This is a genomic window from Brevibacillus reuszeri (assembly GCF_001187725.1).
Taxonomy (GTDB): Bacteria; Bacillota; Bacilli; order Brevibacillales; family Brevibacillaceae; genus Brevibacillus; species Brevibacillus reuszeri.
On record NZ_LGIQ01000011.1, the window covers coordinates 228,629 to 254,863 of the forward strand.

At 48.1% G+C, this 26,235-nt stretch carries 24 protein-coding genes; 4 read left to right on the forward strand and 20 right to left on the reverse strand.

Going from position 1 to position 26,235, the window contains the following annotated elements; all coding sequences use genetic code 11:
* Positions 1-75 precede the first annotated feature (75 nt).
* The gene (locus ADS79_RS25850; RefSeq protein WP_049741342.1) at positions 76-1,023 is read right to left on the reverse strand and encodes a hypothetical protein; all 948 of its coding nucleotides are present in this window, start codon (positions 1,021-1,023) and stop codon (positions 76-78) included.
* Between the two features lie 247 nt (positions 1,024-1,270).
* Between ADS79_RS25850 and ADS79_RS25855 the strand changes: the two genes are divergently transcribed.
* A complete protein-coding gene (locus ADS79_RS25855) occupies positions 1,271-1,642 on the forward strand; it encodes a VOC family protein (protein ID WP_049741343.1) in 372 nt (123 codons plus the stop codon).
* Between the two features lie 55 nt (positions 1,643-1,697).
* Here the strand turns inward: ADS79_RS25855 and ADS79_RS25860 are convergent, their stop codons facing one another.
* Entirely contained in the window at positions 1,698-2,285 is a 588-nt protein-coding gene (locus ADS79_RS25860) for a LysE family transporter (protein ID WP_049741344.1), read from the reverse strand.
* A gap of 110 nt (positions 2,286-2,395) precedes the next feature.
* Here ADS79_RS25860 and ADS79_RS25865 point away from each other — a divergent pair, with 110 nt between their 5' ends.
* Complete coding sequence (locus tag ADS79_RS25865) at positions 2,396-2,950, forward strand: helix-turn-helix domain-containing protein (RefSeq protein ID WP_049741345.1); 555 nt, start codon at positions 2,396-2,398, stop codon at positions 2,948-2,950.
* Between the two features lie 66 nt (positions 2,951-3,016).
* On the opposite strand, the gene ADS79_RS25870 is transcribed toward ADS79_RS25865, so the two are convergent.
* From ADS79_RS25870 to ADS79_RS25915, 9 genes are all read right to left on the reverse strand, one after another.
* The gene (locus ADS79_RS25870) at positions 3,017-3,694 is read right to left on the reverse strand and encodes a hypothetical protein (protein ID WP_049741346.1); all 678 of its coding nucleotides are present in this window, start codon (positions 3,692-3,694) and stop codon (positions 3,017-3,019) included.
* Between the two features lie 139 nt (positions 3,695-3,833).
* Positions 3,834-5,903, reverse strand: a complete 2,070-nt coding sequence (locus ADS79_RS25875; RefSeq protein ID WP_049741347.1) for a penicillin-binding transpeptidase domain-containing protein — start codon at positions 5,901-5,903, stop codon at positions 3,834-3,836.
* A 178-nt stretch (positions 5,904-6,081) separates the two neighbouring features.
* Complete coding sequence (locus ADS79_RS25880) at positions 6,082-6,777, reverse strand: FHA domain-containing protein (protein ID WP_049741348.1); 696 nt, start codon at positions 6,775-6,777, stop codon at positions 6,082-6,084.
* A 188-nt stretch (positions 6,778-6,965) separates the two neighbouring features.
* A complete protein-coding gene (locus ADS79_RS25885) occupies positions 6,966-7,295 on the reverse strand; it encodes a cupin domain-containing protein (RefSeq protein WP_049741349.1) in 330 nt (109 codons plus the stop codon).
* Between the two features lie 374 nt (positions 7,296-7,669).
* On the reverse strand, positions 7,670-7,909 hold the full coding sequence (locus ADS79_RS36280; RefSeq protein ID WP_049741351.1) for an ABC transporter substrate-binding protein: 240 nt from the start codon (positions 7,907-7,909) through the stop codon (positions 7,670-7,672).
* A gap of 171 nt (positions 7,910-8,080) precedes the next feature.
* Positions 8,081-9,049, reverse strand: coding sequence for a helix-turn-helix transcriptional regulator (locus tag ADS79_RS25900; RefSeq protein ID WP_049741352.1), 969 nt, complete (start codon positions 9,047-9,049; stop codon positions 8,081-8,083).
* Positions 9,050-9,208: 159 nt separating this feature from the next.
* Positions 9,209-9,976, reverse strand: a complete 768-nt coding sequence (locus ADS79_RS25905; RefSeq protein ID WP_049741353.1) for a COG4705 family protein — start codon at positions 9,974-9,976, stop codon at positions 9,209-9,211.
* Positions 9,977-10,116: 140 nt separating this feature from the next.
* Positions 10,117-11,418: a sensor histidine kinase gene (locus ADS79_RS25910; RefSeq protein ID WP_049741354.1), complete on the reverse strand. Its 1,302-nt coding sequence runs from the start codon at positions 11,416-11,418 to the stop codon at positions 10,117-10,119.
* Entirely contained in the window at positions 11,408-12,082 is a 675-nt protein-coding gene (locus ADS79_RS25915) for a response regulator transcription factor (RefSeq protein WP_049742134.1), read from the reverse strand. The genes ADS79_RS25910 and ADS79_RS25915 overlap by 11 nt, the downstream gene beginning before the upstream one ends.
* Positions 12,083-12,356: 274 nt before the next feature.
* Between ADS79_RS25915 and ADS79_RS25920 the strand changes: the two genes are divergently transcribed.
* On the forward strand, positions 12,357-12,980 hold the full coding sequence (locus ADS79_RS25920) for a TVP38/TMEM64 family protein (protein WP_049741355.1): 624 nt from the start codon (positions 12,357-12,359) through the stop codon (positions 12,978-12,980).
* Positions 12,981-13,059: 79 nt separating this feature from the next.
* On the opposite strand, the gene ADS79_RS25925 is transcribed toward ADS79_RS25920, so the two are convergent.
* The 6 genes from ADS79_RS25925 to ADS79_RS25950 form a co-directional block, all read right to left on the reverse strand.
* Positions 13,060-14,703: a peptide ABC transporter substrate-binding protein gene (locus ADS79_RS25925; RefSeq protein ID WP_049741356.1), complete on the reverse strand. Its 1,644-nt coding sequence runs from the start codon at positions 14,701-14,703 to the stop codon at positions 13,060-13,062.
* Positions 14,704-14,723: 20 nt separating this feature from the next.
* Positions 14,724-16,541, reverse strand: a complete 1,818-nt coding sequence (ggt, locus tag ADS79_RS25930) for a gamma-glutamyltransferase (RefSeq protein ID WP_049741357.1) — start codon at positions 16,539-16,541, stop codon at positions 14,724-14,726.
* On the reverse strand, positions 16,538-17,749 hold the full coding sequence (locus tag ADS79_RS25935) for a M20 metallopeptidase family protein (protein WP_049741358.1): 1,212 nt from the start codon (positions 17,747-17,749) through the stop codon (positions 16,538-16,540). The genes ggt and ADS79_RS25935 overlap by 4 nt, the downstream gene beginning before the upstream one ends.
* Before the next feature lie 264 nt (positions 17,750-18,013).
* On the reverse strand, positions 18,014-18,919 hold the full coding sequence (locus tag ADS79_RS25940; protein WP_049741359.1) for an alpha/beta fold hydrolase: 906 nt from the start codon (positions 18,917-18,919) through the stop codon (positions 18,014-18,016).
* A 23-nt stretch (positions 18,920-18,942) separates the two neighbouring features.
* Positions 18,943-19,899, reverse strand: coding sequence for an ABC transporter ATP-binding protein (locus ADS79_RS25945; RefSeq protein ID WP_049741360.1), 957 nt, complete (start codon positions 19,897-19,899; stop codon positions 18,943-18,945).
* Complete coding sequence (locus ADS79_RS25950; RefSeq protein ID WP_049741361.1) at positions 19,896-20,903, reverse strand: ABC transporter ATP-binding protein; 1,008 nt, start codon at positions 20,901-20,903, stop codon at positions 19,896-19,898. The genes ADS79_RS25945 and ADS79_RS25950 overlap by 4 nt, the downstream gene beginning before the upstream one ends.
* Positions 20,904-20,993: 90 nt before the next feature.
* On the opposite strand from ADS79_RS25950, the gene ADS79_RS25955 reads away from it, so the two are divergent.
* Complete coding sequence (locus ADS79_RS25955; protein WP_049741362.1) at positions 20,994-21,902, forward strand: LysR family transcriptional regulator; 909 nt, start codon at positions 20,994-20,996, stop codon at positions 21,900-21,902.
* Here ADS79_RS25955 and ADS79_RS25960 read toward each other — a convergent pair.
* The 3 genes from ADS79_RS25960 to ADS79_RS25970 are packed head-to-tail and all read right to left on the reverse strand — an operon-like array spanning position 21,899 to position 25,423.
* Positions 21,899-22,807, reverse strand: coding sequence for an ABC transporter permease (locus ADS79_RS25960; RefSeq protein WP_084766079.1), 909 nt, complete (start codon positions 22,805-22,807; stop codon positions 21,899-21,901). The two genes, ADS79_RS25955 and ADS79_RS25960, sit on opposite strands and share 4 nt — an antisense overlap.
* Position 22,808: 1 nt before the next feature.
* On the reverse strand, positions 22,809-23,747 hold the full coding sequence (nikB, locus tag ADS79_RS25965) for a nickel ABC transporter permease (protein WP_049741363.1): 939 nt from the start codon (positions 23,745-23,747) through the stop codon (positions 22,809-22,811).
* Entirely contained in the window at positions 23,747-25,423 is a 1,677-nt protein-coding gene (locus ADS79_RS25970) for an ABC transporter substrate-binding protein (protein WP_049741364.1), read from the reverse strand. Before ADS79_RS25970 ends, nikB begins: the two co-directional genes overlap by 1 nt.
* Positions 25,424-26,235: the final 812 nt, after the last annotated feature.

Here is a 26,235-nt window from a genome sequence, read left to right on the forward strand (position 1 = left end):
TTTAGATATTTTAACAAAATACAAAAAAACCGGCACCAACGCCGGTTTCTGTTCATCCTATTTACACGAGTCGTACTATTTTTCACTCGTCGGAATTGACTTGCCGATCCTCGATTGCAATGCCTCCAGTACCTTCAGCCACTCCGTGCCCTCGGCTGAATCTTCTTTACCTGCATAAGGATGCTCACTTGGGTACATCGCGTAAAACGTTCCCAGCTTGTTTTCTCCGATCTTTTTGATGAACGGATGCTCTTGGTAGTAAGGGAGCTTTTCTTGTTCTTTGCTCAAGCGGATTACTGCCCCAAGCGGCATCTCTGTATTAGCCACGGTGTCCTTGTAGGAGAAAAGGATACATGACGGGTTTCCTTCTTCATTTTTGCAGGTCGATTGCTCGATTTTTATTTTGTTCATGATCGTCTCTGGCAATTGAATACGATATCCAATGGTGCTGTCGTACGTTTTCATCGTGATGAAATTTTTTTCGATCACAGGCTCATTGATCGACTCTGGGGTATTCCAAATGCCGACTGACTTCTCTGAGGCAGGAGCCACACTTTGTATAAACCATTGGTTCCCGATCTTCGCTACGCCTACTATCGCTCGGTCTGTCCCGTACTTGCCTGTAGACGTCATTAGCTCAAAGTCGACCTCATACTTATCCTTGGCAGCCTCTGGTCCGCTGACGATTTTATAGCCCTCCACCCATGGACTGGAGGCGCCGGTTGCCCAATGAAAGCTCTCAAACGATTGCTTTGCTCCTGCTTTTGCCTGTTCTGTGAAAAGTGCATACTGCAGCGCACCGCTTCTCATTTGAACCGCTTTTGCCCACAGCTGGACGGTCTCTTCTGCCGTTTGAGGAACGATGCTTGCCTCCAGCATCTTCAACTGTTCTTGCAGTGAGGATGCACTCGCTGCTTGATTCTCCCCTGCATGCGCGACGCTTGGCTTTTGTGTCAAAGGTGTCAACAAATACGTCGTCAAGCCCAAGACTAGTACCATTCCGAGCACCATTGTTTTTTTCATCGTGCAAACTCTCCCATCCATTATCTAGGTTGTAAGTGTGTACCCTTTTCCTTTTCATGGATAATGACGTAAGAGCGCACAAATCGTAACAGATTTCGATAAAATTTTTTTGATAAAAATTTTAGCAAACAAAAACAGGCGAGCAGAAACATGTTTTCCATCACGAACACATTAGTTGTGGGGGGAAAAGTCTTTCGATACAATGAGGAAAGGATGAATCGTATACGAGAAATAGGGAGGGAATCACTTGAGGGTCAAACGAATTGTCTCCAACATCGATACGCAAAATATCACCGCCGCGAAAGCCTTTTATCAGGACGTGCTCGGCCTGCAGGTATTAATGGATCACGGCTGGATTGCAACCTACGGAACGGATGAAGAAATGTCGGTTCAAATCAGCTTTGCCTCACAGGGCGGCTCCCACACACTCACGCCTGATCTCTCGATTGAAGTCGATGATATCGATACCGCACTTGAGCGCGTGAAAAAAGCCAGGCTTCCCATCGAGTACGGGCCAGCAGACGAACCATGGGGAGTTCGCCGCTTTTATGTCCGTGATCCTTTTGGCAAGCTCATCAACATTCTCGGTCATATCACAACAGATGGTGACGAAGTTTAAGTCCCCCGCTTCACTCTCAGATGCTCGACGGAAATGACGGCTAGACGCTGAAACATTACTTCAAGTCTACCAGAATCGAAACGGCGCTATAGACGAGCAACAAAGCCATGACTACATTAAACGGGGTTCTGTATTTGGACAAGAATTTTTGCAGCACCGACCCAAACAAACTCCAGCAAAATGTGCTTACAAACCCGACTAGTGCCAGCAGAATCGAAAAGAATAAGAGACTTACACTTGAGCTGTAATAGGGTAGGATAAAGGTAGATATGGCCGTGATGCCATATAAAATCCCTTTTGGATTGACGAATTGCAACAGCATCCCTGCTAGAAAAGAGTTGTTTTTGTCATTCTCGCTGTTTTTTCCATTTTTACTGCTAACGATTTTGAAAGCCAGGTACATCATATAGACTGCTCCCAGAATCGTCATCACAAATTCAATTTTCGGGATATAGTTTTTGAGCAGGACATTGAAAAAGCTACACAGCAGCATAATCACCAAGAAGCCTGATCCTACTCCCATACAAAATCGCGTGGTCTTTTTTAGTCCGTATTTGTTAGCAAAAGTCATCGCCATAATATTATTGGGGCCAGGAGTAAAGCTCGTCACAAAAATATACAAGAAAAACGACAATAACGGCATTTGAAAACCTCCTCTGAGTTGTACGTTATAACGGCACAAATTACGTTATAACGTTCTATGCCTTTTATTGTACATATCGGACGTTATATTGTACAGAAGGGAATGTTTGTATGGAGGAAATCCATCTCGTCATTGCAAAAAATCTAAAGTCCTTTCGCGAGAGCAAAAAGCTCAGTCTGGAAAGGGTTGCCGAGCTGACCGGAGTAAGCAAAACCATGATCGGTCAAATCGAAAGGGGAGAATCCAGCCCTACGATTACAACCATCTGGAAAATTGCCAACGGATTAAAAATGTCCTTTACTTCCCTCATCAAAAATCCGCAGCCAGAAACGAAGGTCGTATTAAAAAGCGAAATCCAACCGTTAACGGAAGACAACGGAAAATATCGGGTATATCCTACCTTTCCATTCGAAGATGAACGGCGATTTGAAATGTACGCTGTCGAAATCGAAAAGGGCGGCAACTTGAGTGCGGATGCGCATAGAGAGGGAACGGAAGAGTTCATTACCGTTTTCGAAGGGGAATTGACCTTACGTGTGCATGACAATGAATTTACGGTGAAAAGCGGTGACTCGATCCGCTTCAAGGCAGACAGACCCCATACGTATCACAATGCTGGGGAAACACGGATTCGACTCAGCATGGTCATATATTATCCAGCATAAAGACCCCGTTTTTATTGAACGGGGTTTTTAGCATGGTTATGGTAAACGTATCGTAAACGTGACGCGCTATTCCTTTGGAAAAATTTCTTCTACCAGTTCCTGTTCCTCTTGCTTCCAGCTGCCTTCGCTTAGCACAATCACTGCATCCGCTTTTCTCCAGACGAGTATTTCTCCATTCGTGTCCCAGCTAATCACATCATCCGGGAAATCCTCTACTTTTTTTAATCCCAGCCGTTTTACCAGTTCACCATATTGCTTCCAATCGATTGTCTCATAGCAATCTCTGTACACGTCCAGCTCAAACTCATAAACGATTTTCCATTTCCCTTTCTTGACTTGTTCAAGCATGGCCATGCTCTCGACATGTGTCTCAAAATGATTGCATTTTAACTCGAAGCCTTCGTAATATCGCCCATCTTCATCGATGGTGAAGGTCTCTTGGTACAACGTATCTGCACACGCAAAGTGACGAGCCACAATATCATCTTCCGCTTCTGTGATGATCAGTCCTGTTTCATTTGCAAATGCACCCCGTGATGGCGCCTGATGAAGAATTCCGTATACAATCGGCTCCAGGTAAGCATAGATAGTCAAACCGCCATACCTTTTTTGGAAGTCGATCAGCTTTTCGGTAGGAATAAGCTTGACTGCATCAAAAGCATGACAGATATCTTTCTCGTCATGCACGGAGTTCTTCCATTTAGCATTTGCCAGAAAGCGGTTTGCTCTATTGGATAAACCCATTTAGATCACCTTGCTTTCGATTGTCTAAACCGATCTGTTCAGAATTGAATACATTTTTCCAGTTTATCACAATTGCATGCAAAAAAGCTCTTTACAGCAGGGACTCGCCCTTCCCGTAAACAGCTTTCTTTTATTCGTTCTATGACGCTGAATGTACAAGCTCGCCTTCCTTTAACACCTTTGAAAAAATTCGCTTGATACGCGCATCAAGCACATGACTGCCGCCTCTGCCTCGCACGTCCTCGATCATCATGGTGACCAAAAGACGTGAATGATCTGCATCAAAAGCAGCGTACCAGCCGTTTTCTTTGCCCAGCTCGCCTTTTTTCTGCTTCAGCTCGGCGGTGCCTGTCTTCCCAGCCAGACGAATTCCGGTTACTCTTGCTCCACGGCCTGTACCTTTCGGGTCCTCCATCACACTGAGTAGATTTTGTTTGACCGCCTCGGCGACATCTGCAGGGATCACATCGCTTTTCCAGTATTGCTCTTTTTTCTCGCCTTGCACCAAGGATGGATACACCATGCTTCCGTCATTTACAAAAGCACTGTAGACCAAAGCCAGATGCAGAGGGGTCATCGTCACTTCTCCTTGACCATAACCCGAGTCAGCCAGTTGAATCTCATTTTTCATTTCGGTGTTGTACAGCTTGGATTTATCAATCGGGAATGGAATTGGAATCGCTTCGTTAAAGCCGAGCAATTGACCTTTTTGCACAAACTGCTCCTCGCCAATCGCGAGTGCCGCACGGGCAAAATAAATGTTGTCAGAATAGACCAGTGCTTTTCTCAAATCAACAGGCGCTCCATAGTCGCTGACACGAGTGATTTCGTAATTCCCCCAGGAAGCATCCTTTTGCCAGTGCAAGCCTTTGACACTCATCGTATCCTGTGGGGAAATCGCCTCTGTTTCCAGTCCGATCGCTGCAGTGATCGGTTTGAAAGTCGACCCTGGTGCAAACCCGCGTGCAAAACGGTTCAACAGCGGTTTTTGCAGATTCTCGTTAATCTGCTTCCATTCCTTGGACGACATTCCCGTTACAAAGGAGTTTGGATCAAACGAGGGTGAACTTGCCAAAGCCAATATTTCTCCTGTCTTTGGCGAGATGGCAGCAGCTGTGCCGGCCTCTTGTGCAAGCTCGTTAAAAATCGTTTTTTGGACCTCGGCATCGATCGTCAGGGTCAGCGGCTCGCCGTCTTTTGCGGAGCGTACGGCCAGCACTTTTTTCTCCGTGCCGTTGGCGGTTGTAATCGCAATTCGTCCACCAGCCGAACCACGCAGCTGTTCCTCGTAAAGCTGCTCCAGTCCCGTTTTTCCGATCATGTCTGAGCTGTGATAGCCCTGCTCTTTTCTTTTTTCGTATTCCTCGGCTGTCATGACACCCATGTAGCCGATCAGATGAGCCATCGCTTCTTTATACGGGTAGTACCTTACCTGCTTTTTTTGCAGCTTGATTCCTTTTGTTGCTCCGAGCGTCTGGATGCGCTGATCATCCTCAGACAACGTAGCGATCCGGATAAATGACTTGGCTGCATTCGCCGAAACGATCGACGTTAAATCAGCTGTCGGAATTTGCAGCAGCTTGCTCACTTGATTCTTCCCTGCCTGAGAGCTTTCGTTCCATTCTCCCGGATGAATCCCGATATCGACCACAACGCGACTCGTCGCTAAGCGTCGGCCTGCACGATCCAGGATTTCGCCTCTTTTCGGAGGAAGTGTGCTTGCTCGTACCTTGTCACCTTCCTGCATGTCTGGAAACAGAAACGTCGGATTCCAATTTATGTACCAATCTTTTTTATCATTTTGCGTTTCATTGACCAGCGTCGCCTTGCCTGTAAAGGAAATCGGGTCGACAAACGTGCCCATTTGCAGCCGATAATGAAAGCTGATTTTGCCGTCTTCCCCTGGCGTAACCTCTCCGTTGTACAACGGCTCCACTGAAATATTTTGCGCTTCTATTCCCTCATAAATCTTTCGATAGCGCGAAATGAATGCTTCTTTGGTCATGCTCGCCTTTGTTTCCAAGGAGAGCTGCTCGTACATTCCTTCAAACTCCTGATTTTTCCACTTTGTCGCATACGCCGAGAAAGCTGTCTTCGCCTTCTCCCCCTCTGACATTGGCCCTTCTTTCCACATGTCCCAGAAGAGAAAGCCAAATCCGCCAAGCACGACGACAAAGACACTCCAAAAAATAATCCACGCCTTTTTCACTAGGACCGTCTCCCTCCCTCCAACACGATAATACAGACGGGAAAGATAATACATGGAAGAAAGCTCATAGAATCATGAGACCATCGTCATAGAACCATGATAAGTGTCTGACAATTATCCCCAGCAGAAGGAAAGTCCAGCATCATAATAAAAGGAAGACCACAAGCTCGTCTCCCTTTTATTCCTCCCACATATAGCCGTAACGGGGGATTGTCGTTACTTTTTCCCCATACCTGCCTAGCCGCTTGCGCAAGCGATACACGAGTGCATTGATTTCCGTTCGTCCGACATCCGGCACGTTTTTGTCTGTTCCGACCAGTCGTTCCGGCCAGATTAGCACCATGATTTCCTCATAGCTGACCGCCTGATTGGCGCGTTGGAAGAGCAACATCAGCAAGTCCATGTCTTTACCGGTTAAATAGATGCGATTTCCGTCCAGACGGATTTCTCTTCGCTCGAGATTAATCACGAGACCTGAGACTGCTGTCTTTGGATCCGCCTTTGCTGCTGGTAATGGAAACGAAAACTCTCTGGTCACGTCCATCTCACTTCCTTCGGCAAAGAAGATCAGCTCCACTACTCCTTTGGCGAGGCTAATCACATCACCATGAAACAAAGGGTGAGGGGTCTGATGGACGGCAACTCCGTTGACCTCCGTACCATGCTTGCTCGCCAAATCAGAAATCGTATATTGATGACCAAACTTACGGATCACAGCATGCTTTCTGGACACGTACGGACTCGAAAACTCAATGTCTGGCTTCAACTGGTTTCCTCTGCGTCCAATCGTGCTTTCATCTTTATGGAGGAACTTCCGTTTTTGAAGCTGCTCGGGATCTCCCTTTTTTATCAACACATAAACTCCATCATCCAACGTTCATCACCTCGATATGTGTTGAAGCTACCTTTCTTTATTTACATAACAAAGTGGTGGAAAGTCAATCATTTTTTCATATAGCAAAAAAGCCGCCACTCTTCAGGACACGAAAATGTCCTGATCATGACGGCTGTCTATGATCGTTTTATGCCAATCATGATAGCGCTCCTGTTTGCGCAAACGCCTCATGAACATCTTTTGAGAGCAACCGCTTTTTGGGGCTCGATCGTCAGCACTTGACAGACCCCGTTCGGGATAAAGAGCTTGTATGCGACACCTTTTGGTACGACAATAAACTCGCCTGCTTCTACCCAAATATTACGCTCATGGTACATCATCAGCAATCTTCCGTGAACGATGAAGAACAGCTCGTCCTTTTGATCGTTCTGTTGCCAGGCCAGTTCTCCTTGAAGCCTCTCCAGCTTGATCGCAGCCTCATTGAGCTCACCTACGACTGTGGAGCTCCATGTCTCCTGTAACATTGAAAAATGCTGCGCGATGTTTACTTTTTCCATGATGATCCTCTCCCCTTTGTACCAAAGATAATACAAACAAGGGATGGTTGACATAGCAGGAATCTCATAGATTTATGATAAGTTGGATCATAGACCGATGATAAGATGCAGAAAATTATAACGCAACATTATTTCTGGTTCTTTTTCACAATCTCACTCGCGATCTGATCAAGCATCGCCTTTTTGCCCAGCGCAAAGAACGCTTCATTGTAGCTTTGCTTGGTTGTGATGCGGTACACGTTTCCATCCTGCTTTGCCTTGATATGGTTCCAGATTTGGCTTTGTTCGAGCACATTGTGATCGGAATCAGCCAAGAGAATGACATGATCGGGGTTCAGGGACGCGAGTGCTTCCAGACTCGTGACTTTGCCTCCCTACGTCCCCAGTGCCAACAGCTCCTCAGTAGACCCGGATATGTCCGCAATACGCGTCGGATTGACCGGAATGGAGACCTCGCCAGCAGCGTCCTTAACTGTACGCATCTGCGGTGCTGATGTGGGAATCTCTGCGGCTTCTCCTCCTCCATTGCTGCCGCCACTTGACTGGCTGCAGCCACTTACGAACAAGGCAAAGCTGAACATCCCGATAAGCCAATAACGTTTTCCTCGAGCCATGCTGTGAATCAACCCTCTCATCTGTGATAATAATTCTCACACACTATGCTCGATCGTATCGCTGCTGGCACAAGCAAACTACCCGCGGATGGAGAAAAGAACGGTTTGACGGATTTTTGCAAAGAAAAAAAACACGGAATTCACTCCCGTGCCTGCTCATTGTTCATTTGATTATCTCCCACGCTTCATATCAGATGGATTCAAGCCATATTGCTTGCGAAAAGCTTCGGCAAAGTGGCTGAAGTTGGAAAATCCCACGGCTGATGCGGTCTGGCTCACGTTGTGATTGCCGTCTCGCAGCAATGACCAAGCTTTTTCCAGCCGTTTTTCTCGCAAATAGGCGAACACACTCGTTCCATACTCCTCTTTGAAGCCTACCTTTAGCTTAAACTCGTTGATCTGAGCCATTTTTGCCAGTTCAATCAGGGACGGTGGCGATTCCATGCGAGCAAGTAAAATGTCTCTGGCCTGACGGATTTTTTCGCGATCATGGCGTGACATCGTACTTTTGCTTCGATGCAGTTCATGACCAAACAAAAACGTATCAAGCCCAAGTGAAGCAAGCTCAAGCACCTTACCCTCCACCTGTAATTTGCGCAATCTTGGCTGCGAAAAAGAAGGTCCATTCAGATTCGGCAGCAGGCGTGCCATCTCTGGGAGAATCGGCATCTGGAATCGGCGAAAAGCTTTGGAGCCAAGCAGGCCCTCAAACGAATAAGCTGGGCCTTCATCCAGCTCTGAAAGCCATGCGTCGAACTGCTCCACAGATATGCCAACGGATATCGAGTGAAAAGGAACATCTGCCTGAAAAGAAAACTCGACCCGAAAGTCTCTCATCAAATGCAGGGAACAGCTGTCTGGCATAAATGAAACCTGCTCACTGCCTGCAACCGAAACCTCTCCGCTCCCCTGCAAGCAAAAGCTCAGCTCCACCATCGCCGCGCTGGATTGAACACCCACTTTACAACTTTCGTGAAGCAAATAGCAGGAATCGACCAATTCGAGTCCTGGACGTGGAACAATTCGCTTGATGTGTCCTTTCCTTTCTGTATCGCAAAGGTTCTTGTCACGAACCTCCGGTGAAAAAGGAAGCGCATCGAAGTAACTGTCGTATATAGAATGAACGTTAGATGGCAGCATCGTGTTTCTCCTGATAAATAAAGTAGTTATTTTCACATATTGAAAATGATTCTTATTATCATAATAACATCTTTCTTATCCTGCAACTACAAAAGGGAGACCTCCATTTGGAAGCCTCCCCTTGCTGGAGCCTTGACATAGACTTCAAGGCATTAATCTTTAAGACGAAGACAATTGGATCTCGTCTCTTCTCGTCTTGGTTAGGTAAATGACCAAAAACAAGATCGTTACGAGGAAGATTACGCTGGTTCCTACCGTACCCCATCCAAGACCGCCTTCAGCGCTGGGCTGTGACAAATAGTCGCCTAGAGAGGCGCCAAATGGTCGGGTCAAGATGTAGGCGATCCAGAAAGCTAGCACTGCATTCAATTTGAAGCGATAATAGGCAATAGTCACCACTATGATCATCGCGGCGAACAGGAACAGTGAAATCATGTAACCTAAATCTAGCCCCTCTGCAATGAGGTCTCCAGCCGCAGTACCTAAAGCGAAAGTGAACAGGATCGTCAGCCAGTAGAACACTTCCCGCTTCGCCTTGTAAATGGAGTGAATGGACAATGTCTTTTCGCTTGAATACCAAGCTGCAAATGTTACCAGAAGTGCAAGCGTAAAGATGATAGTAGTCGTCTCCAGGGTGACTCCGTAGTTGTCCACGAGGTTATCAGTGACCAGTGTACCGACCACGCTGATTAGCAACACTGTGAGCCAGTAGATCCCTGGCAAGTACTTCCTTGATTTGAACTGGAAGATCAGAGCGATAAGCAAAAGTCCGCTCATGAGAAAGGTAGTATTGGTCAAGCCCCAGTTAAGGTTAAAATTCAGAAAGTCTGCAGCTGTCTCTCCCACCGTAGTTGCCATGATCTTGATGATCCAGAAGAAGATCGTAACTTCTGGAACCTTGTTCAACATTTGCCGATAATTGTCCATATACGAATTCCTCCTTACCTATCTGTTTGCATTTTTAATATATCTCTATTGAATTAAAAACAAATTAAAATACAAAAAGCGTTACATGAGAGAATCACTCACGTAACGCAAAAACAGCCCAACTACGAATATTTCAAGTCTTACTTGAGGGGAAGTAAAATGGTAAAACTAGTGCCTGCGCCCGGTGTACTTGAAACCTGAATGGACCCCCGATGCGATTCTACAATCCATTTTGCAATGGCTAAACCAAGGCCAGTTCCCCCTGATTCTCGAGAACGGTTTTTATCCACGCGATAAAAGCGATCAAAAATATGGGCAATATGCTCCGATTCAATGCCGATGCCTGTATCTGTGACACTTATACATAGCTTTTGTGTGTGTTCTGCATCCATTAAACCATAGGAAAGAGTGATCTCGCCTCCGTGCGGTGTGTATTTCACAGCGTTATCAAGCAAAATATAGAGCAATTGTTTGATTCTTTCCTGATCGGCAAACAGTAGAATAGAACCTTGAGTTTGTAAGTTTAGTTTGATTTGACTTACGTGTGCGAAACCCTGAATTGATCGCATTACTTGCTCAGCCATTTGGGAGAACTCAAAAGATTCATAAGAAATTTGCTGTACACCAGCGTCCGAACGAGCGAGAAGCATGAGATCACTAACCATTTTCGCAGCACTCTTCGTCTCTTTTTGTAAATCCTTAAGCAATTCAAAAGTAAATTCAGAGAACTTGCTGCCTTCCTCCATATCAATAACCTCAAGCCCCGATTTCAAGATACTGATTGGAGTACGCAGCTCATGTGATGCGTTCGCTAAAAACTCACGTTGCATACGATAGGAACGAGTAATAGGCTTCATCGCGCGGCTCGTCATAAATTGTCCTATGGCGATGGCAATCCCTGCAAATAGCAAGGACATCCCAAGCAGAACTGCCAAAAACCATTGAAACATACTCCACAAATAAGAAATATCCTTTCCAAAGTAAACCGTTCCAACGAATGCTCCCTTATCAAATACATTTTGAGCAGCAATCAAGAATTGAATTTCCTGGTTATTCCCATAGGTAAATGTCTCATATTTCACTTTTATGATGTCTGGGTTCCATCCCTTGACCCGTTCGATAATTACTGGTCGTAAACTAGGTAAGAACTCATCCCCAACAATCAAATCTCCGTTGGCTTTTAGAAAATAGTTGATATACATTCCTCGATTACCTAGACTGCCTTCATGATTGCTCGTCCCTGTCGGAGCGCTAACCTGTAATTCGTTTATTTCTTGTTGCGTTAAAGCCTCCAGTTCCAATTTTTGTTCATTATAAATAATATAAAAGAGTACGCCGAGTATACCGATGATGAAAAGAAGTAGAAATATAATGAGCATAAAGCTGTTCATTACAGACAAGTGCGTTCTGGTTTTCCGAAAGAGGTCATTGTTATTTTTCAATGATGTATCCTACCCCTCTAATACTACGTATAAGTGTATGTTGACCAGGGATATCTATTTTTTTGCGCAGCATATTAATGTAGACGTCAACCGCATTACTTGCTATTTCTGCTTCACTTCCCCATATTCTGTCGAGAATCAGGTCACGTGTTAAAACAACTCCCTGATTTCTTACTAATAAATCAAGTAACTGAAATTCCCTTCCTGTCAGCGGAATCAGGTCGCCATTACGTTGAATCGAATGTGTTGAGCGGTTTAACAATATCCATTTGATGTTTACGACTTCTTCTTGCAAAGGTGCAAAATTCCGACGAAAAATGGCACGTAATCTTGCCAAAAGCTCTTCATGCTCAAAAGGTTTTACCAAATAATCATCAGCACCCGCGTCCAACCCCTCGATTCGTTCATTTAACGAATCCTTGGCTGTAAGCATCAGTATGGCCCCTGAGTAACCTTGCTGGCGTAATTCTCGACATACAGTAACGCCATCTTTTTCGGGCATCATCCAATCCAATACTAGTACATCAAAATAGGATTCGATAGCTAGGTCATAGGCATCACTGCCGTTTGTTACCCAGATAACTTCGTATCCCCCTTTTTGTTTCAGCATATGTGCAATGATTTTACCCAGGACTACCTGGTCTTCAGCAAGTAAAATTCTCATCACATGACTTCCTTTGTTTGTCTCATCTAACATTGAAATGAGAGACCTCTTTTTTCAGGGGCCCCTTCTATTCTATTATTTCCATATGTCTCTCACTAAAATACCAATACGAAACGATCGCCATTCGAATTGTACACAGTCTTCATTAAAGTTGAATGAAAGCTGAATTGCAAGTCCACCCATTCCTAGCTAGCATCCACGAAACAAGTCTTATCTACGAATCAGGTGTGGAAAAAACGAAAATAGAAAAGAATGGAGAGGAAAGGAGGGGCTTATGAAGACACGGATATTGCTTTGCATTTACTTTCTTGTTCTGATCTTCGGATTTTTTAACAGCAGCCGCATCATGTCATGGTTAACCAATCAGGATATGACCCTCCTGCCGTTTATGTTTCCCCTGTCTGTCTTTATTGGCTTGTTTCCCGTTATTCCTTTTGGCCTTTTTGCAGGAATCATGGGTGCAAAATACGGTCCTTTTTGGGGTGCCTTCATCAATTGGACGGGATCATTTGGTTCAGCGCTCCTGATGTTTCTGTATGTACGATACGGCTATCAAAAGAAAGGGCGAGAATTTTTGGCGCGCTTTCAGCAATTGGATCGCTTTACTGGCGTTTTTGAACGGAATGCGTTCATCGCTGTTCTTTTTGCGCGCCTCATCCCTATCATTCCTTCTCCTGTCATTACGATTTATTCGGCCATCAGCATAATCTCTGTCCTCTCATTTTCACTCGCTACAGCTATCGGAAAAATTCCGACTATGCTCGTTTATTCTTTTTTAGGAGATCAAGTATTTACGGATTATCGCCGGACGATCATAACCGTGCTCGTGTATGCCAGCTTTATCGGAATCGCTTATTTGGTCTACCGCAGATGGCAGTCCCCCAATACGAAAAAATAAAATTCTCTTTAAAAAACGGCTATCTGTACAAGGACAAATCTCCTTTGTGTACAGATAGCCGTAATCGTGCATGCCTCTATTATTCTCGCGTCGCCCAGCGAGCAATCGGATAAAGCCCTAATGGATAGCTCAATCCTTTTAATCCAGGCTGAACCAGATAGTTTTGAGATGGAAAGTATACAGGAATGAACGGCATGTCTTTCATCAGCATGTCTTCCGCCTGATGAAGCATCTCGTTACGCTTGTTTGCGTCTGACTCCACCGTTGCGGCAGCCTTCAGCTTGACATACTCATCATTTACCCAGGCGGTATCACCGGCTGCATCGCCCGAATATCGATCCAGTGAAAATACGGGATCATCGACAGCAGGAGTCCAGGAGCCGCGCGCCATTTGATAGTTTTTCTGCTTGAGGTTGGCGAGCTGCATTTTCAGCTCCTGGTTTTCCAGACGTAGATCCACACCCAGATTTTTTTTGATCATCTCCTGCACCACCTGTGCCACCTGCTTGTTGGCATCAGATGTGTTGTAGAGAAGCGTCGTTTCAGGGAAGGTCGTCCAGCCCTCCTCCTTCATTCCTTCCTCCAGCAAGCGCTTTGCTTCCTCTGGATTGTAGGTTACATACTCCTGTTTTTCGGCACGGAAATCTGCACCGGACGGTGTGCTCGCTCCTGGCGGCACCATCGCGTAGGCAGGAATTTCTCCTGCTCGTGTTACTGCCTCGGTAATCAGCTTGCGATCAATGGCCAGAGCGAATGCCTGACGCACCTTTTGATTCGTAAACGGCGGCTTGCTCACATTGAACAAATACATGTATGTCCCAAACAAAGATTTCGTCTCCAGACCAGGATTTTGCTTTTCACTCGCCAAAATATCTGCAGTCAGATCAGAAACCACATCGAGCTGTCCACCCTTGAACATTTGATAGTACGTCGTAGCATCGCTGACCATTTTCCAGGTAACCTTTTGCATCGAGACGTCCTGCAGATTCCAGTAATGCTCGTTTTTCTCAATGACGATCTCGGAATCATGCTTCCACGAGGTCATTTTGTACGGACCATTGGTCACATACGAGCTGGCATCCGCCGCCCAGTTTGGATTGGCTTCCGCTGTTTTTTTGTGGATTGGGACGTAGTATTGCGTTGCCAGCAGCTTCGGGAAAAAGCTCGTTGGCGCTACGAGGTTGATCTCCAATGTTTTCGCATCCACTGCCTTGACTCCAACATCCTCCATCTTGCCTGTACCCTTGTTGAACTCCTCTGCTCCTTTTATGTAATACAGTCGATAGGCAGTCGTGGAGCCGACCTTGGGATCGAGATGCTGAAGAAAGGAATAGACAAAATCTTCACTCGTGACAGGGTCTCCATTTGACCATTTGCCGTTGTCCTGCAGGATAAAGGTATACGTTTTGCCGTCCTCCGAGATCTTCACGTCCTTGGCAGCAGCAAGAACCGGCTCTCCCTTCTGGTCTTTCCAGTACAGCCCTTCAAACATATGGTTGATGATCCAAAACGACTGGACATCTGTAGACTTTACCGGATCGAGACTCGGCGGCTCTGACTTTGCGTTGAAGACAACTTCCAGGTTGGCGCTTGCTGTCCCCTTTTCGGTCTGAGCCTGTCCCTGTGCGGAATTGCCCGTATTAGCTGCCGGGCTCCCTCCGCATCCTGCTAACGCAGGCAATAGCAACGCGAACGATAAGATCAATGGCGTAAATTTTTTCATGATTTTCCCCCTTGATGCGATTATCGGGTGATGCTCTCTTGATCATATTTATAGTAGCCTTGTGTAGCAGAATCTCCTGACTTGTCGGGCGTAGTACTGCCCAGCAGATCGTGCAGTCCTTTTTCCATCTGTGGCTGTTCTGGCGGCTTGCTGATGGTAAAACGGACGCCATCGACACCCAGTACCGTGCCTTCGCGCGTATCATCGGTTCCCCCGTACATGCTTTTGGTTGCAGCATCGTACAAGACCGCGTGGACATCGCCAATGTATGGCTGCGGTGTAGCCTCAAAGGCGTGTCCTTTTGCGACTAAAGCACGCAGAACATCCGGTTCAATCCCATACTCCCACTCCACTCTCGGGTAGGTGCTGGAGTACACACGCGGTGCGAGAATCGCTTGCTGAATTGGCAAGCCAAAGTCGATAACCCCCAAAATCACTTGAGCCACGGAAGCAATGATCGTCGTCGCGCCAGGCGAGCCGAGTGCCATGAAAGGCTCGTTGTCCTTTAAAACAAACGTAGGCGACATGCTGCTCAGGCCTCTTTTTCCTGGCTCGATCTGGTTGACGCTCCCTGCTTCGGTTTGAAAAGCCACCCCATGATTCCCAAGCAAAAATCCATAGCCAGGCACCATCATTCCTGAGCCATAGACAGAACCAATGGATGAAGTGAACGAAACCATATTGCCCCACTGATCTATGACGGAAAAATGAGTCGTCTGGGTCATCGTTTCGTCGCGTCCGCCATCTTCTGTGGCAGCTGGTCGCCTGCTCGCATCCGATTCATATACCCATGGTTCGCCTGGCTCGACATGCTTGGTTGCTTCCTCTGGATTGATCAACCTGGTGCGCTCGGACAAGTAGTCAGGGTGCAGAAGACCTGCCTTTGGCACGGGGCAAAAATCCTCGTCTGCCATATGCTTGGCCCGATCTGCGTAGGACAGATGCATCGCTTCCAGCAAATGATGCATGTAGTCTGCAGAGAGATGTCCCATGCTTTGCAAATCGTACGGCTCCAGAAGCTTCAGCATCTGAATCATCGTGATTCCACCCGAGCTGGAGGGACCCATCGAAACAATTTCATAGCCGCGGTACGGCGCACGGATCGGCTCTGCTTCTTTCACCGTATAGGCACGCAAATCCGCCATCGTCAATCTCCCGCCGTGCTTTTGCACTTCCCTGGCGAGTGCTTCCCCTACCTCTCCCTCGTACAGCACCTTCGCCCCGTGCTCCTTGATCAAACGCAAGGTTTTTGCCAAATCTGGCTGCACCAAGCGATCTCCTTCGCGGATTGACTCATTTCCTGGCATGAAGACCTGTTCAGTCGCCTCGTACTTTTGAATGCGCCGAACTTCATTGGCGGTATACCGCTCTGTAGCCCAATTGACTTCAATGCCTTGCTCTGCCTGCTCAATCGCTGAATCTAGTACATCTGCGAGGTTCATGGTTCCGTATTTTTGCAGGGATTCTTCTACCAGACGCAAGAGGCCTGGAGTGCCGGGTGCATGTCCACTGGTTGTAAACTCGAAAAACGAGAGCGGCTTGCCATCCTCATCCAGATGAAAGTCGGGATTGGCGTTCATCCCTGCTGTCTCCCGGCCATCGAGGGCAATGATTTTATTCTGATCTTTCAGATAAACCATCATATACCCGCCGCCACCGATCCCTGACATATACGGCTCAACGACGTTCAGCGAAAACTGGATGGCTGCCGCTGCGTCTACGGCATTTCCTCCCTGCTGCAAAATCTTGATGCCTGCCTCGGCAGCGAGCGGATGAGAAACCGAGACAATTCCCTGTGTGGCTTTTTCCATCGATGGATCAATCCCTGGCATCGTCATAAGCCATGACTCCCCAAATAACGAAGAGCGAAGGCAGTCAGCATCGCGACACCGATCGGCAAAGCATCCTCATCGATGTCAAACATCGGGTGATGCAACGGATACGTCGCATTCTTTGCTTCGTTACCTGTACCGAGCCGGAAAAATACTCCGGGAACATGGTGAGTGTAATACGAAAAGTCCTCTCCACCCATTGATGGTTTGACGAGCTCATATTTGGATTCACCCAGCACGTGATCAGAGGTGGAAAGCAAAAGATCAACCAGCTTGTCATCATTGATAATGGATGGATAGCCAAATCCGTATTCCAGCTCATAGGTAGCACCGAATGCCTCCGTCACACCTTTTGCGACGGTCTCGATGCGTTTGGGCATCTGTTCGCGAAGAGCAGGATTGAGGGTTCGGACTGTGCCAGACAGCTCCACCTCTGCTGCAATGACATTGCTCGCCGTTCCTCCTACAATTTTGCCGATTGTGATGACCACGGAATCTAGTGGATCTACCTGGCGGCTGGCGATGTGCTGGAGTGCCGAAATAACCTCGGCTGTCACTGTCACCGAATCAACCGTCTGATGGGGGTGTGCGGCATGACCTCCACGACCAATCACTTTAATTTTCAGCTTGTCAGAAGCGGCACAGGAAACCCCGCGCGCTACCGTTACCTGGCCTGGTTTCAATCCAGGATATACATGCAGTCCTGCCATCGCCTGGATGCCGAAATCGCGCAACAGCCCATCCTCAATCATGGCTTTGGCTCCTGCCAGTCCCTCCTCAGCCGGTTGAAATACAAAGGCAACATTCCCTTTTTCCGGGCGAAAATGCTCCGTTAAAAACGCTGCTGCTCCCATCAAAATGCTTGTATGCGCATCATGTCCGCAAGCGTGCATTTTCCCGTCTACGCCGGAGCGATAAGAGACAGTCTTTTGATCATGAATGGGCAAAGCATCCATATCAGCACGTAACCCAATGGTTGGTCCTGGCTCTTTTCCTCGGAGAATTCCTACTACTCCTGTGCGCCCGACGCCTGTTTTAACTTCCAGCCCCAGGCTTCTTAAATGCCCAGCCACGATTTGCGAAGTTCGTGTTTCCTCATAGCCTAGCTCCGGATGCAAGTGGAAATCGCGCCTCCAGGCAATGATCTGTTCTTTTGCAGCACTCGCCTTTTTGAGAATATCTGACGTTTGATAGAGCTCTGAAATATTCTGCATGTGCGTCCTCCTCAGGCCAAGCTATTTTTGGATGTATTTTGGAATTTTTCTTTATGAACATTTTATTGCAATAAAGGATTGGTTTCAATCAATTTTTAATTTTCAAAAAATAAAAAAGAAGGTGGCGCGAAGCTCCCTCCTACTCATTCGTTGTGTAACAGCTTTTGGCCGTCTCCAGAAAAGCCTGAACAGCAGGAGAAAGCACAGATCAAAAACAGACCTCTTGTTTTTGACCTGTGCTGCTCTACCTATTTTTGATTAAAGCTATACTTGCTGCTCCACTGCCTCGATAATCCGGCGCTGCACAAAATCTTTTACGGTAGCAATGTATGGACCATGCTCGTCCTTGATCACGCTGTGACTGCTCGCTTCAAAAATGATTAGCTCGCTTTCCGGGATCAGCCCTGCAATTTCCACTGAATCCTCTACAGGTGTAATCCAGTCGTGGCGTGCTCCCATGACAAGGGTTGGCGCTTTCACGGCAGGCAGCTGATGACGCAGGTCAAATGTCCGCAGAAAGCCGCCAAAGCCTTCATTCAGTGCTTGATAGCAACGATTTGAGCGCTTGCGTGCATCTTGCGCCAGCTTTCTCTCTTCCTCACTCGGCGTAGGATTATGCGTCGTCGAGTACAACGGTGCCATCAGCTCATAAAAAAGAGTCAGCTCTTCTTTTGAGGAAAAGGCGCCCTCCCATAATACTTGAGCAATCGCCTTCATCTCTGGTGTACCTTTTTCCTCCACGATCCTCTTTGCTTTTTCGATAAACTCATGGCTCGGGGAAGTCGTTAGAAGCAATAAGCCCGCTACATTTTGCGGGTAGCGCAAGGCATACGTCTGTGCTACCATGCCTCCATACGAGTGACCATGCAGGACGATTTTGTCCAAGCCCAAATATTGTCTCAGCGCCTCGATATCCTCTACATTATTTTCAAGCGAATACGATTCCGGCGGCCCTTCGGCAGAACGACCACTCCCCCGATTGTCGATGTAGACAAGCTGCATGATCTCAGATAATGGAGTCAAGCCGGGTTTGTAGCCTGTATGATCCCCGCCAGGACCACCATGCAAGACAAAGCAGGTCGGCTTTTTCCGCAGGATAGGCCCATAAGGCACCCAGCCCATTCCCTCGACATCAAAAAAAATACGTGTACCATTGATTTTTGCATACATACTTTAGTCACTCCTTTTCTGACTTAATAAAGATGGCATTTGACCATTTGCCCGTCCACCATCGTCTCCTTTGGCTCCTGCGTCCTGCATATTTCCATGCGTGCGTGACAGCGCGGATGAAACCGGCAGCCTTTTGGCGGATTGGCAGGTGAAGGCAAGTCTCCTTGCAACAAAATCCGTTCTCTTTTCTCGTCGGGATCAGAAATCGGGATAGCGGAAATTAATGCTTGGGTATACGGATGGAGCGGCTTTTGGAAGAGCTCTTTTTTTGAAGCAAGCTCGACGATTTCTCCCAAGTACATGACAGCTACCCGATCGGAGATATGCTCGACGACCCCTAAATCATGCGAGATGAAAATATAGGTCATGCCAAACTGCTCCTGCAGGTCTTGCAGCAAATTCAAAATCTGCGATTGGATGGACACGTCCAGAGCAGAGACAGGCTCATCTGCGACAATCAGCTGGGGGCGCAGCATGAGTGCCCGGGCGATGCCGATACGCTGCCTTTGACCTCCAGAAAACTGATGCGGGTAACGCTGGAGATGAGACGGGTTCAGCCCAACGATCCGCACCGTCTCTTCAATCAATTCGGCTCGCTTCGACCCGGCTACCTGCTGCGCAATCAGCGGCTCTTCCAGAATGCTTTGGATCGTTCGCTTCGGATTCAAGGTGGCGAACGGGTCCTGAAAGACAATTTGCAGCTGACTTCTCATCTGCCGCATTTCTTTTCCCGTGAGCGTCATCAAGTCTGTTCCACGAAACCATACTTCTCCTGCGCTCGGCTCCAAAAGTCGCAACAGACAACGCCCTGTCGTCGATTTTCCACAGCCCGACTCGCCTACAATGCTAAGCGTCTCTCCTTCGTATACCGTCAGATTGATGCCATTCACGGCCTGCACAAATGCAGGGGGCTGGAACCATCCGCTTTTTGCAGCAAAATGCTTTTTCAGCCCTTTTACCTCCAATATCGGCTTGCTCACATCCTGTCTCTCCCTTCTGCGGCTGCACCCGGCTCATGTAGCCAGCATCTGCACTCCGAGCCATCCCGTAGCCTCGAAAGCGGCGGACTTTGCGTACGGCAGATCGTCATCGCCTCCTGGCATCTCGGAGCAAATCGGCAGCCCTGCGGCCATTCTCCAGGTGAAGGGACATTCCCAGAGATGGCGTACAAGCGCCTCTCGCCTTTGGCATTATGCGGAACGGATTGAATCAGCCCAATCGTGTACGGATGCTTGGGACGGCGCAGCAGCGTGCGGACATCGGCTGACTCGATGACCTGGCCTGCATACATGACAAGGACACGGTCGCACATCTCTGCCACAACGCCGAGATCATGGGTAATCAGCATCACAGACATGCCTGCCTCTGCGCGCATATCACGAATCAGGCTCAGCATTTGCGCCTGGATCGTCACATCCAGCGCAGTTGTCGGTTCGTCAGCAATTAATAGCTGCGGCTGGCAAGCCATCGCCATCGCAATCATCACCCGCTGCCTCATTCCCCCGGACAACCGGTGTGGATATTCGTTGTAAATATCTTGGGCGCGTGGAATCCCTACCTGTGCGATCAGCTCGATGGTTCGCTGCTTGCGCTGTTCTCCTCCAAGATGTGTATGCAACTGTAGCACTTCTCCGATCTGCCTGCCGATCGTCAGCACCGGATTGAGTGAGGTCATCGGCTCCTGAAAGATCATGGCGAGCCGGTTGCCGCGAATTTTGCGCATTTCTTTTTCTTCGAGTGTCAGAATGTCGGTTCCCTCGAAGTTTACCTGCCCGCTCACAACTCTGCCGTTTTTTCCAAGCAGTCTCATAATCGACAGGGATGTCACACTTTTTCCACACCCGGATTCCCCGACAATTCCCAAGGTTTCTCCTTTACCCACCTGCAAATCTATGTTATCTACGACGGTTATTGTGGTATTTTTCCGACCGACAAACTGTGTTGTCAAACCTTTCACTGCGAGTACGGGTGATCTACCCTCCATGTGATGTGATCCCTCCTATCTATCAAGCTGCTTTGTGTTATACTTCTGCCCAAACGAAATTATCAAAATATTTCGAAGGAGGTTTTTGACATGAATATGGACAACATTGAGGCATTTCTTTACGCATTCCAGCTAGGCAGCTTCAACAAGGCAGCAGAAGCGCTTTATTTGACCCAGCCCTCTGTCACTGCCAGAATCCAATCACTGGAAAGGGAACTACAAGGCCCCTTGTTTCATCGAGATGGGAAGCAAATCGCCCTGACCGAGCGCGGGAAGCAATTCCTCCCGTATGCACAAAAAATACTGCATGCCTATCAGGAGATTTCCACTACACTATGTGCCGAGCCCGTATCCGAAAAAAGCGTCACCATCGGGTGTACTCTGCTCATGTCGACCCATATCCTTCCGGAAATTTTACCGATCTACCGTGAAAAATATCCTGGCGTCAATCTGCGGATCTTAGTCGGATCATCTGCCTACGTCATGGAAAAAGTTTTGAGCAAGGAAGCAGACTTCGGCCTTGTTCGTACCGTTTCGCATCCACTGATTGACTCCTATCATTTTCATACCGATACACTGCGGCTTGTGGTCCCTCCCCACCATCCTTTCACAGCTCTGCCCGCCAGCAAGCTGAGCTGGGACACGGTCGGACGCGAACCACATATCGTTCTTGCCCATGGCACCATGGAGTGGCTGATGGTGCAGCGACATTATCACCGAAATCAGATTCATCCTCACATCATGATGGAGGTTGACAATTTTGAGGCTGCCAAAAAGATGGTGATGCGCGGAGTAGGGATCAGCTTTTTACCGCAGCTGTGCATGCAAGAGGAGCTGACCAATGGACTCCTCCATGAGATTTCCCCCAAGCCCCTTGCGCAACTGACGCGTAAGATTGAAATCATTTGCTTGCGTGAGGCAAACCGGGATCTCGTCGAGTTTTTTATTCATGCAGTCAAAGCGCTCGATCGCAAGCTGCCGCTGACCAAAAATAGTTAAGCAGATTTCGGGTCAAAAATATCCCGCAGGGCATCCCCCAAAATATTGACTGTGAAAACGACGACCGTAATGGCCAAGCCTGGAAAGGTTGCCAGCCACCAGGCATCATGAATATACTCTTTTCCTTCGCTGAGCATCGTTCCCCATTCGGGGGTCGGAGGCTGTGCTCCCAAGCCGATGAAGCTGAGCGCCGCTGTATCCAAAATCGCGATCCCGATCTGTAGTGTCGTGTACACAAGCAGAGGACTCATGATATTTGGCATGATTTGAAACAGGAGAATTCGCGCACCTGAAGTCCCTACGGCTCGGCTCGCTTCCACATAGCCCGATGCCTTCACCGAAAGCGTCGCACCGCGCGTCAGCCGGGCGTATTTGGGAATCCCGGCAATCCCTACGGCAATCATAGCATTCGTCAGACTGGGGCCGAGAATCGCCACAATCGCCATCGCCATGATGATATTGGGAATCGCGAGCAAGATGTCCATGATGCGCATCAGGACCTGATCAACCATCCCCCCGACGAATGCGCTGGTTACTCCGATAAAGGTACCGGTAAAGAAAGTGATCGATACAGCCATGACCGCGACCATGAGTGTTACCCTCGCGCCATGTAGCAGCCTGGACAAAACATCACGCCCAATCGAATCCGTACCAAGCATGTGATCCGATGTAGGACCACTCAGCAATGATTCATAAAACGGTTGCGTCGGATCATGCGGTGCCAGCCATGGTCCGACAATCCCGACTGCAATCACGACGAGCAAAATACCCAGGCTGTAACGCGCCTTTCGATTGCGCCACAGCTTTTCGAGCAAGCTGTCTTCACGAATCCAGCTCGTCTTGCCCGCTTCTTTTTGCGAGGGCGCGGGAGGAATCGATGGCAGGGCAGGTGTTGCTTGGCTCATCTTACGTCCCCTCCTTTGGCTGGCCGACCTCGATGCGCGGATCAATAAAGCTGTACAAAATATCGACCAAAATATTGATCAGGACAAAGATAACCCCGATGAACAAAATGATGCCCTGAACAAGCGGGAAATCACGGGAGGCAATCGCACCGATCGCAAGCGAGCCAAGACCCGGCCAGTCAAAAACACGCTCGATGATCACGGTTCCTCCCAGTAATGATGCGATCTGCAATCCCACGATCGTCACAACCGGAATCATGGCGTTGCGAAACGCATGGATGAAAAGCACTGCCCCTTCCCCGAGCCCTTTGGCCCGTGCGGTGCGGATGTAGTCAAAGGAAAGCACCTCTACCATCCCGGCGCGTGTCAAGCGACTGATGACCGTCGAGGCCAGTACGCCAAGCGTGACAGCCGGCAGCACAATATCCTTTAGTCCGGTCCCTCCAGCAATCGGAAGCCATCCCAGCTTGACGGTGAACAGCATGATCAGCAGGATACCCAGCCAAAAGCTTGGAATCGAAACACCTAATGTAGCGAGACTCATGGCTGAAAAATCTAGGAAAGTGTCTTTGAACCTCGCTGCGATGATTCCCATTGTAATTCCGATGATGATCGCCAGCAGCATTCCGCTTGCCGCTAGCTTGACGGTAGCTGGAAAGCGCTCCAAAATCTCTGTGAGGACGGGACGTCCAGTTTTGAAGGACGTCCCCAAATCCCCTTGCAATACTCCTGCCGCATAATGAAAATATTGCACAAGCAGCGGTCGGTTCAGTCCCAATTGCTCACGAAGCGCCTGCACTTGCTCGGCTGTCGCATTTTCTCCCAGCATGATGCGAATCGGATCACCCGGAATGAGATGAATCAGCGCAAAGGAAAAGATCGAAATGCCGATGAGTACAATCAATCCTGTACCGAGGCGTTGGATAATAAATTGCCTCATTATTGATTCACCCAGCTATCCTGATACATCAGCCCGCGCAATGGATGAACGCGCACACCCTCGACCGGCTTGCGTACGACGTTGAATTGTTTTTCAGTGTAGATGGGAATCCACCACGCTTGTTCCACGACGTACTTTTGAATTTCCTTGTAAACTTCCTTGCGTGCAGTACTGTCTACAGTCGTTCTGCCCTTGACCAACAGCTCGTCCAGCTTGTCGTCTTTTACCCCACTGAAGTTCAGACCGTTCGCGATTTGACTGGAATGCAGGAACAAGTAGAGGACGTCCGGGTCATTAAGCGTGTAGCCCATGAGTGTCATGTCATAGTTTCCTTTTGTCGCAGTGTCCACAAGTGCGCCCCATTCCAGTGTGACGATTTTCAGCTCCACACCGATATCCTTGAGCATTGCCTGAATGATTTGCGCCGCCTGTGCCCATGTACCCGTTTGGGCCAAAATCTCCAGCTTGAGCGGCTTGCCGTCCTTTTCATAAAAGCCTTGTGCGTTTTTCGTATATCCTGCCTTCTCCAAGAGTGCCCGTGCCTCATCCGCCTGATATTTGTAGCCGTATTCCTGTACCGCTTCATCGTAGCCAAACAATGATGGAGGCAACGGTCCATAAGCAGCAACCCCTTCTCCTTGAATCACTGCTTTCATGATCGCTTCTTTGTTGATCGCCTTGTTCAGCGCTTGTCTCACTTCCAGCTCTGTGAAGACTGGTCTGCGCGTGTTCATCATCACATATAGGCCAAGACCGTTGCGCAGCATTTCTTTAACCTCGTATTGCGGATTATCCTTGTATTTCTTGACATCCTTCGCTTCGATTTTGCTGGCGATATCGATCGAGCCGCTTTCCAATGCAGCCAGCATCGTCTGATTTTCATTGATGAATTTATAGATCAGCTTGTCCGGGTAGGCTGGACCCTGGTTTTTGGCAATCGGATCAGCCCACGCGTAATCCTCGTTACGGACAAATGAGATACTTTGCCCATTTTCCCAGCTCTCAAATTTCCACGGGCCAATCCCGACAGGCTGGCGTCCGTATTTGTCTCCTGCTTTTTTGATCGCTTCCATCGATAGTGGCTGTAGCCAGCCTGGATCACTCAAATATTGCAATAAGGGCGCAAAGGGCTGCTTTAATTTCAGGATCAGTGTCTTATCGTCCGGCGCTTCTACCGACGCTACCTCGGACAAGTTGCTACCTGCTACCTTTGCCGCTGTTTCTGGATTCAGCGCGCGTTGATAGGTTTCCGCGAATGATTTGGCAGTCAGCGGTGTCCCATCATGGAATTTCACCCCGGAGCGAATAACGAAATTCCACGTCTTCCCGTCCTCAGAGACAGTCCAGCTCTCTGCCAAATACGGCTTAAACTCCAATGTCTCCGGATCTTGCGTAACGAGCCCGCCTCCGAGATTCCCTGCGATTTGGTTCGCCACAGCCATCCCCGTTTTCTGAATGTCCAGCTGATCCGGCTCGTCCTTAATCGCAATGGTGAGCGTGCCTCCTTTTTTCGGCTGCAGGTCTGCTGTCGCGTCTAGTGGCTTGGCAGGAGCATCTGTGCCCGTCCCTGCTCCAGGTGCAGCTGTATTCCCGCCACATCCGGCCAAAAGTGATGCTGACATGGATATAGCCGTTGCCATTGTTAGCATTTTTTTGATGGTTGTCCCTCTACCCATAATGTCGCCCCCTGTGATAAAGATGGAATGATTGATTTAGAACAACACTATCATTTTTTAGAAAATTTTGATTATCAGACATTTCTATAAGGTATAGATGATTTGATGACCCTCGTCAGACCATATGGGTGGAGAGGAAAAAGGAGGAAACGCTTCAGATTCTTGGAACACTTGCTTGGGGATTCACTGGACGGCTCCGTGAAAAAAGGGAAACCGCGTCCAAAGTAGCTCTTTCATGAGGCTTCTCAGAGGTGGACGCTTAAGAGCGTGTTTCTCTTTTTTCATTACGCCTCAGCCGTGTTCCAAAGATCTGCGGCTTTTTTCTCCTTTTTCCTCATTAAGCCTTGGCGACTCGTCCAGCTTTTTTGTGGGTATTTCATAGCAGTTTGCGAGCACTATCTTGGAGGAGACAGCCGTTCATGCATTTTCTATTATTGAATGCTGAAAGAAACTAAATTTTTACCCACATGAATAAAAACAAACCGTCAAGACTATCGATTAGTCCTGACGGTTTCTATTGAATAGCATCACATAGTGATCTTCTGGCAATTGCCTTTTGAACCTTCAATTGCCTTGCACGCAAGTCTTTCTCTTGTGACCTGCCCACAAACAAGCTTGTGGAAAACAAAAGCTGGCTGGGAAAAAGGAGAAAGACGCGAAGCTCTTTGGGGCACAACCGAGGTGGAATGGAAAAAGCGAAACACGGTTTTAAGCGTCCACCTCTGGAATCACGTCATTGTACATGCGACTTTGGACGCGGTTTTGCTTTTTCCATGGAACAGTGCAGGGATGACCTCCTGGCAAGTGACCCA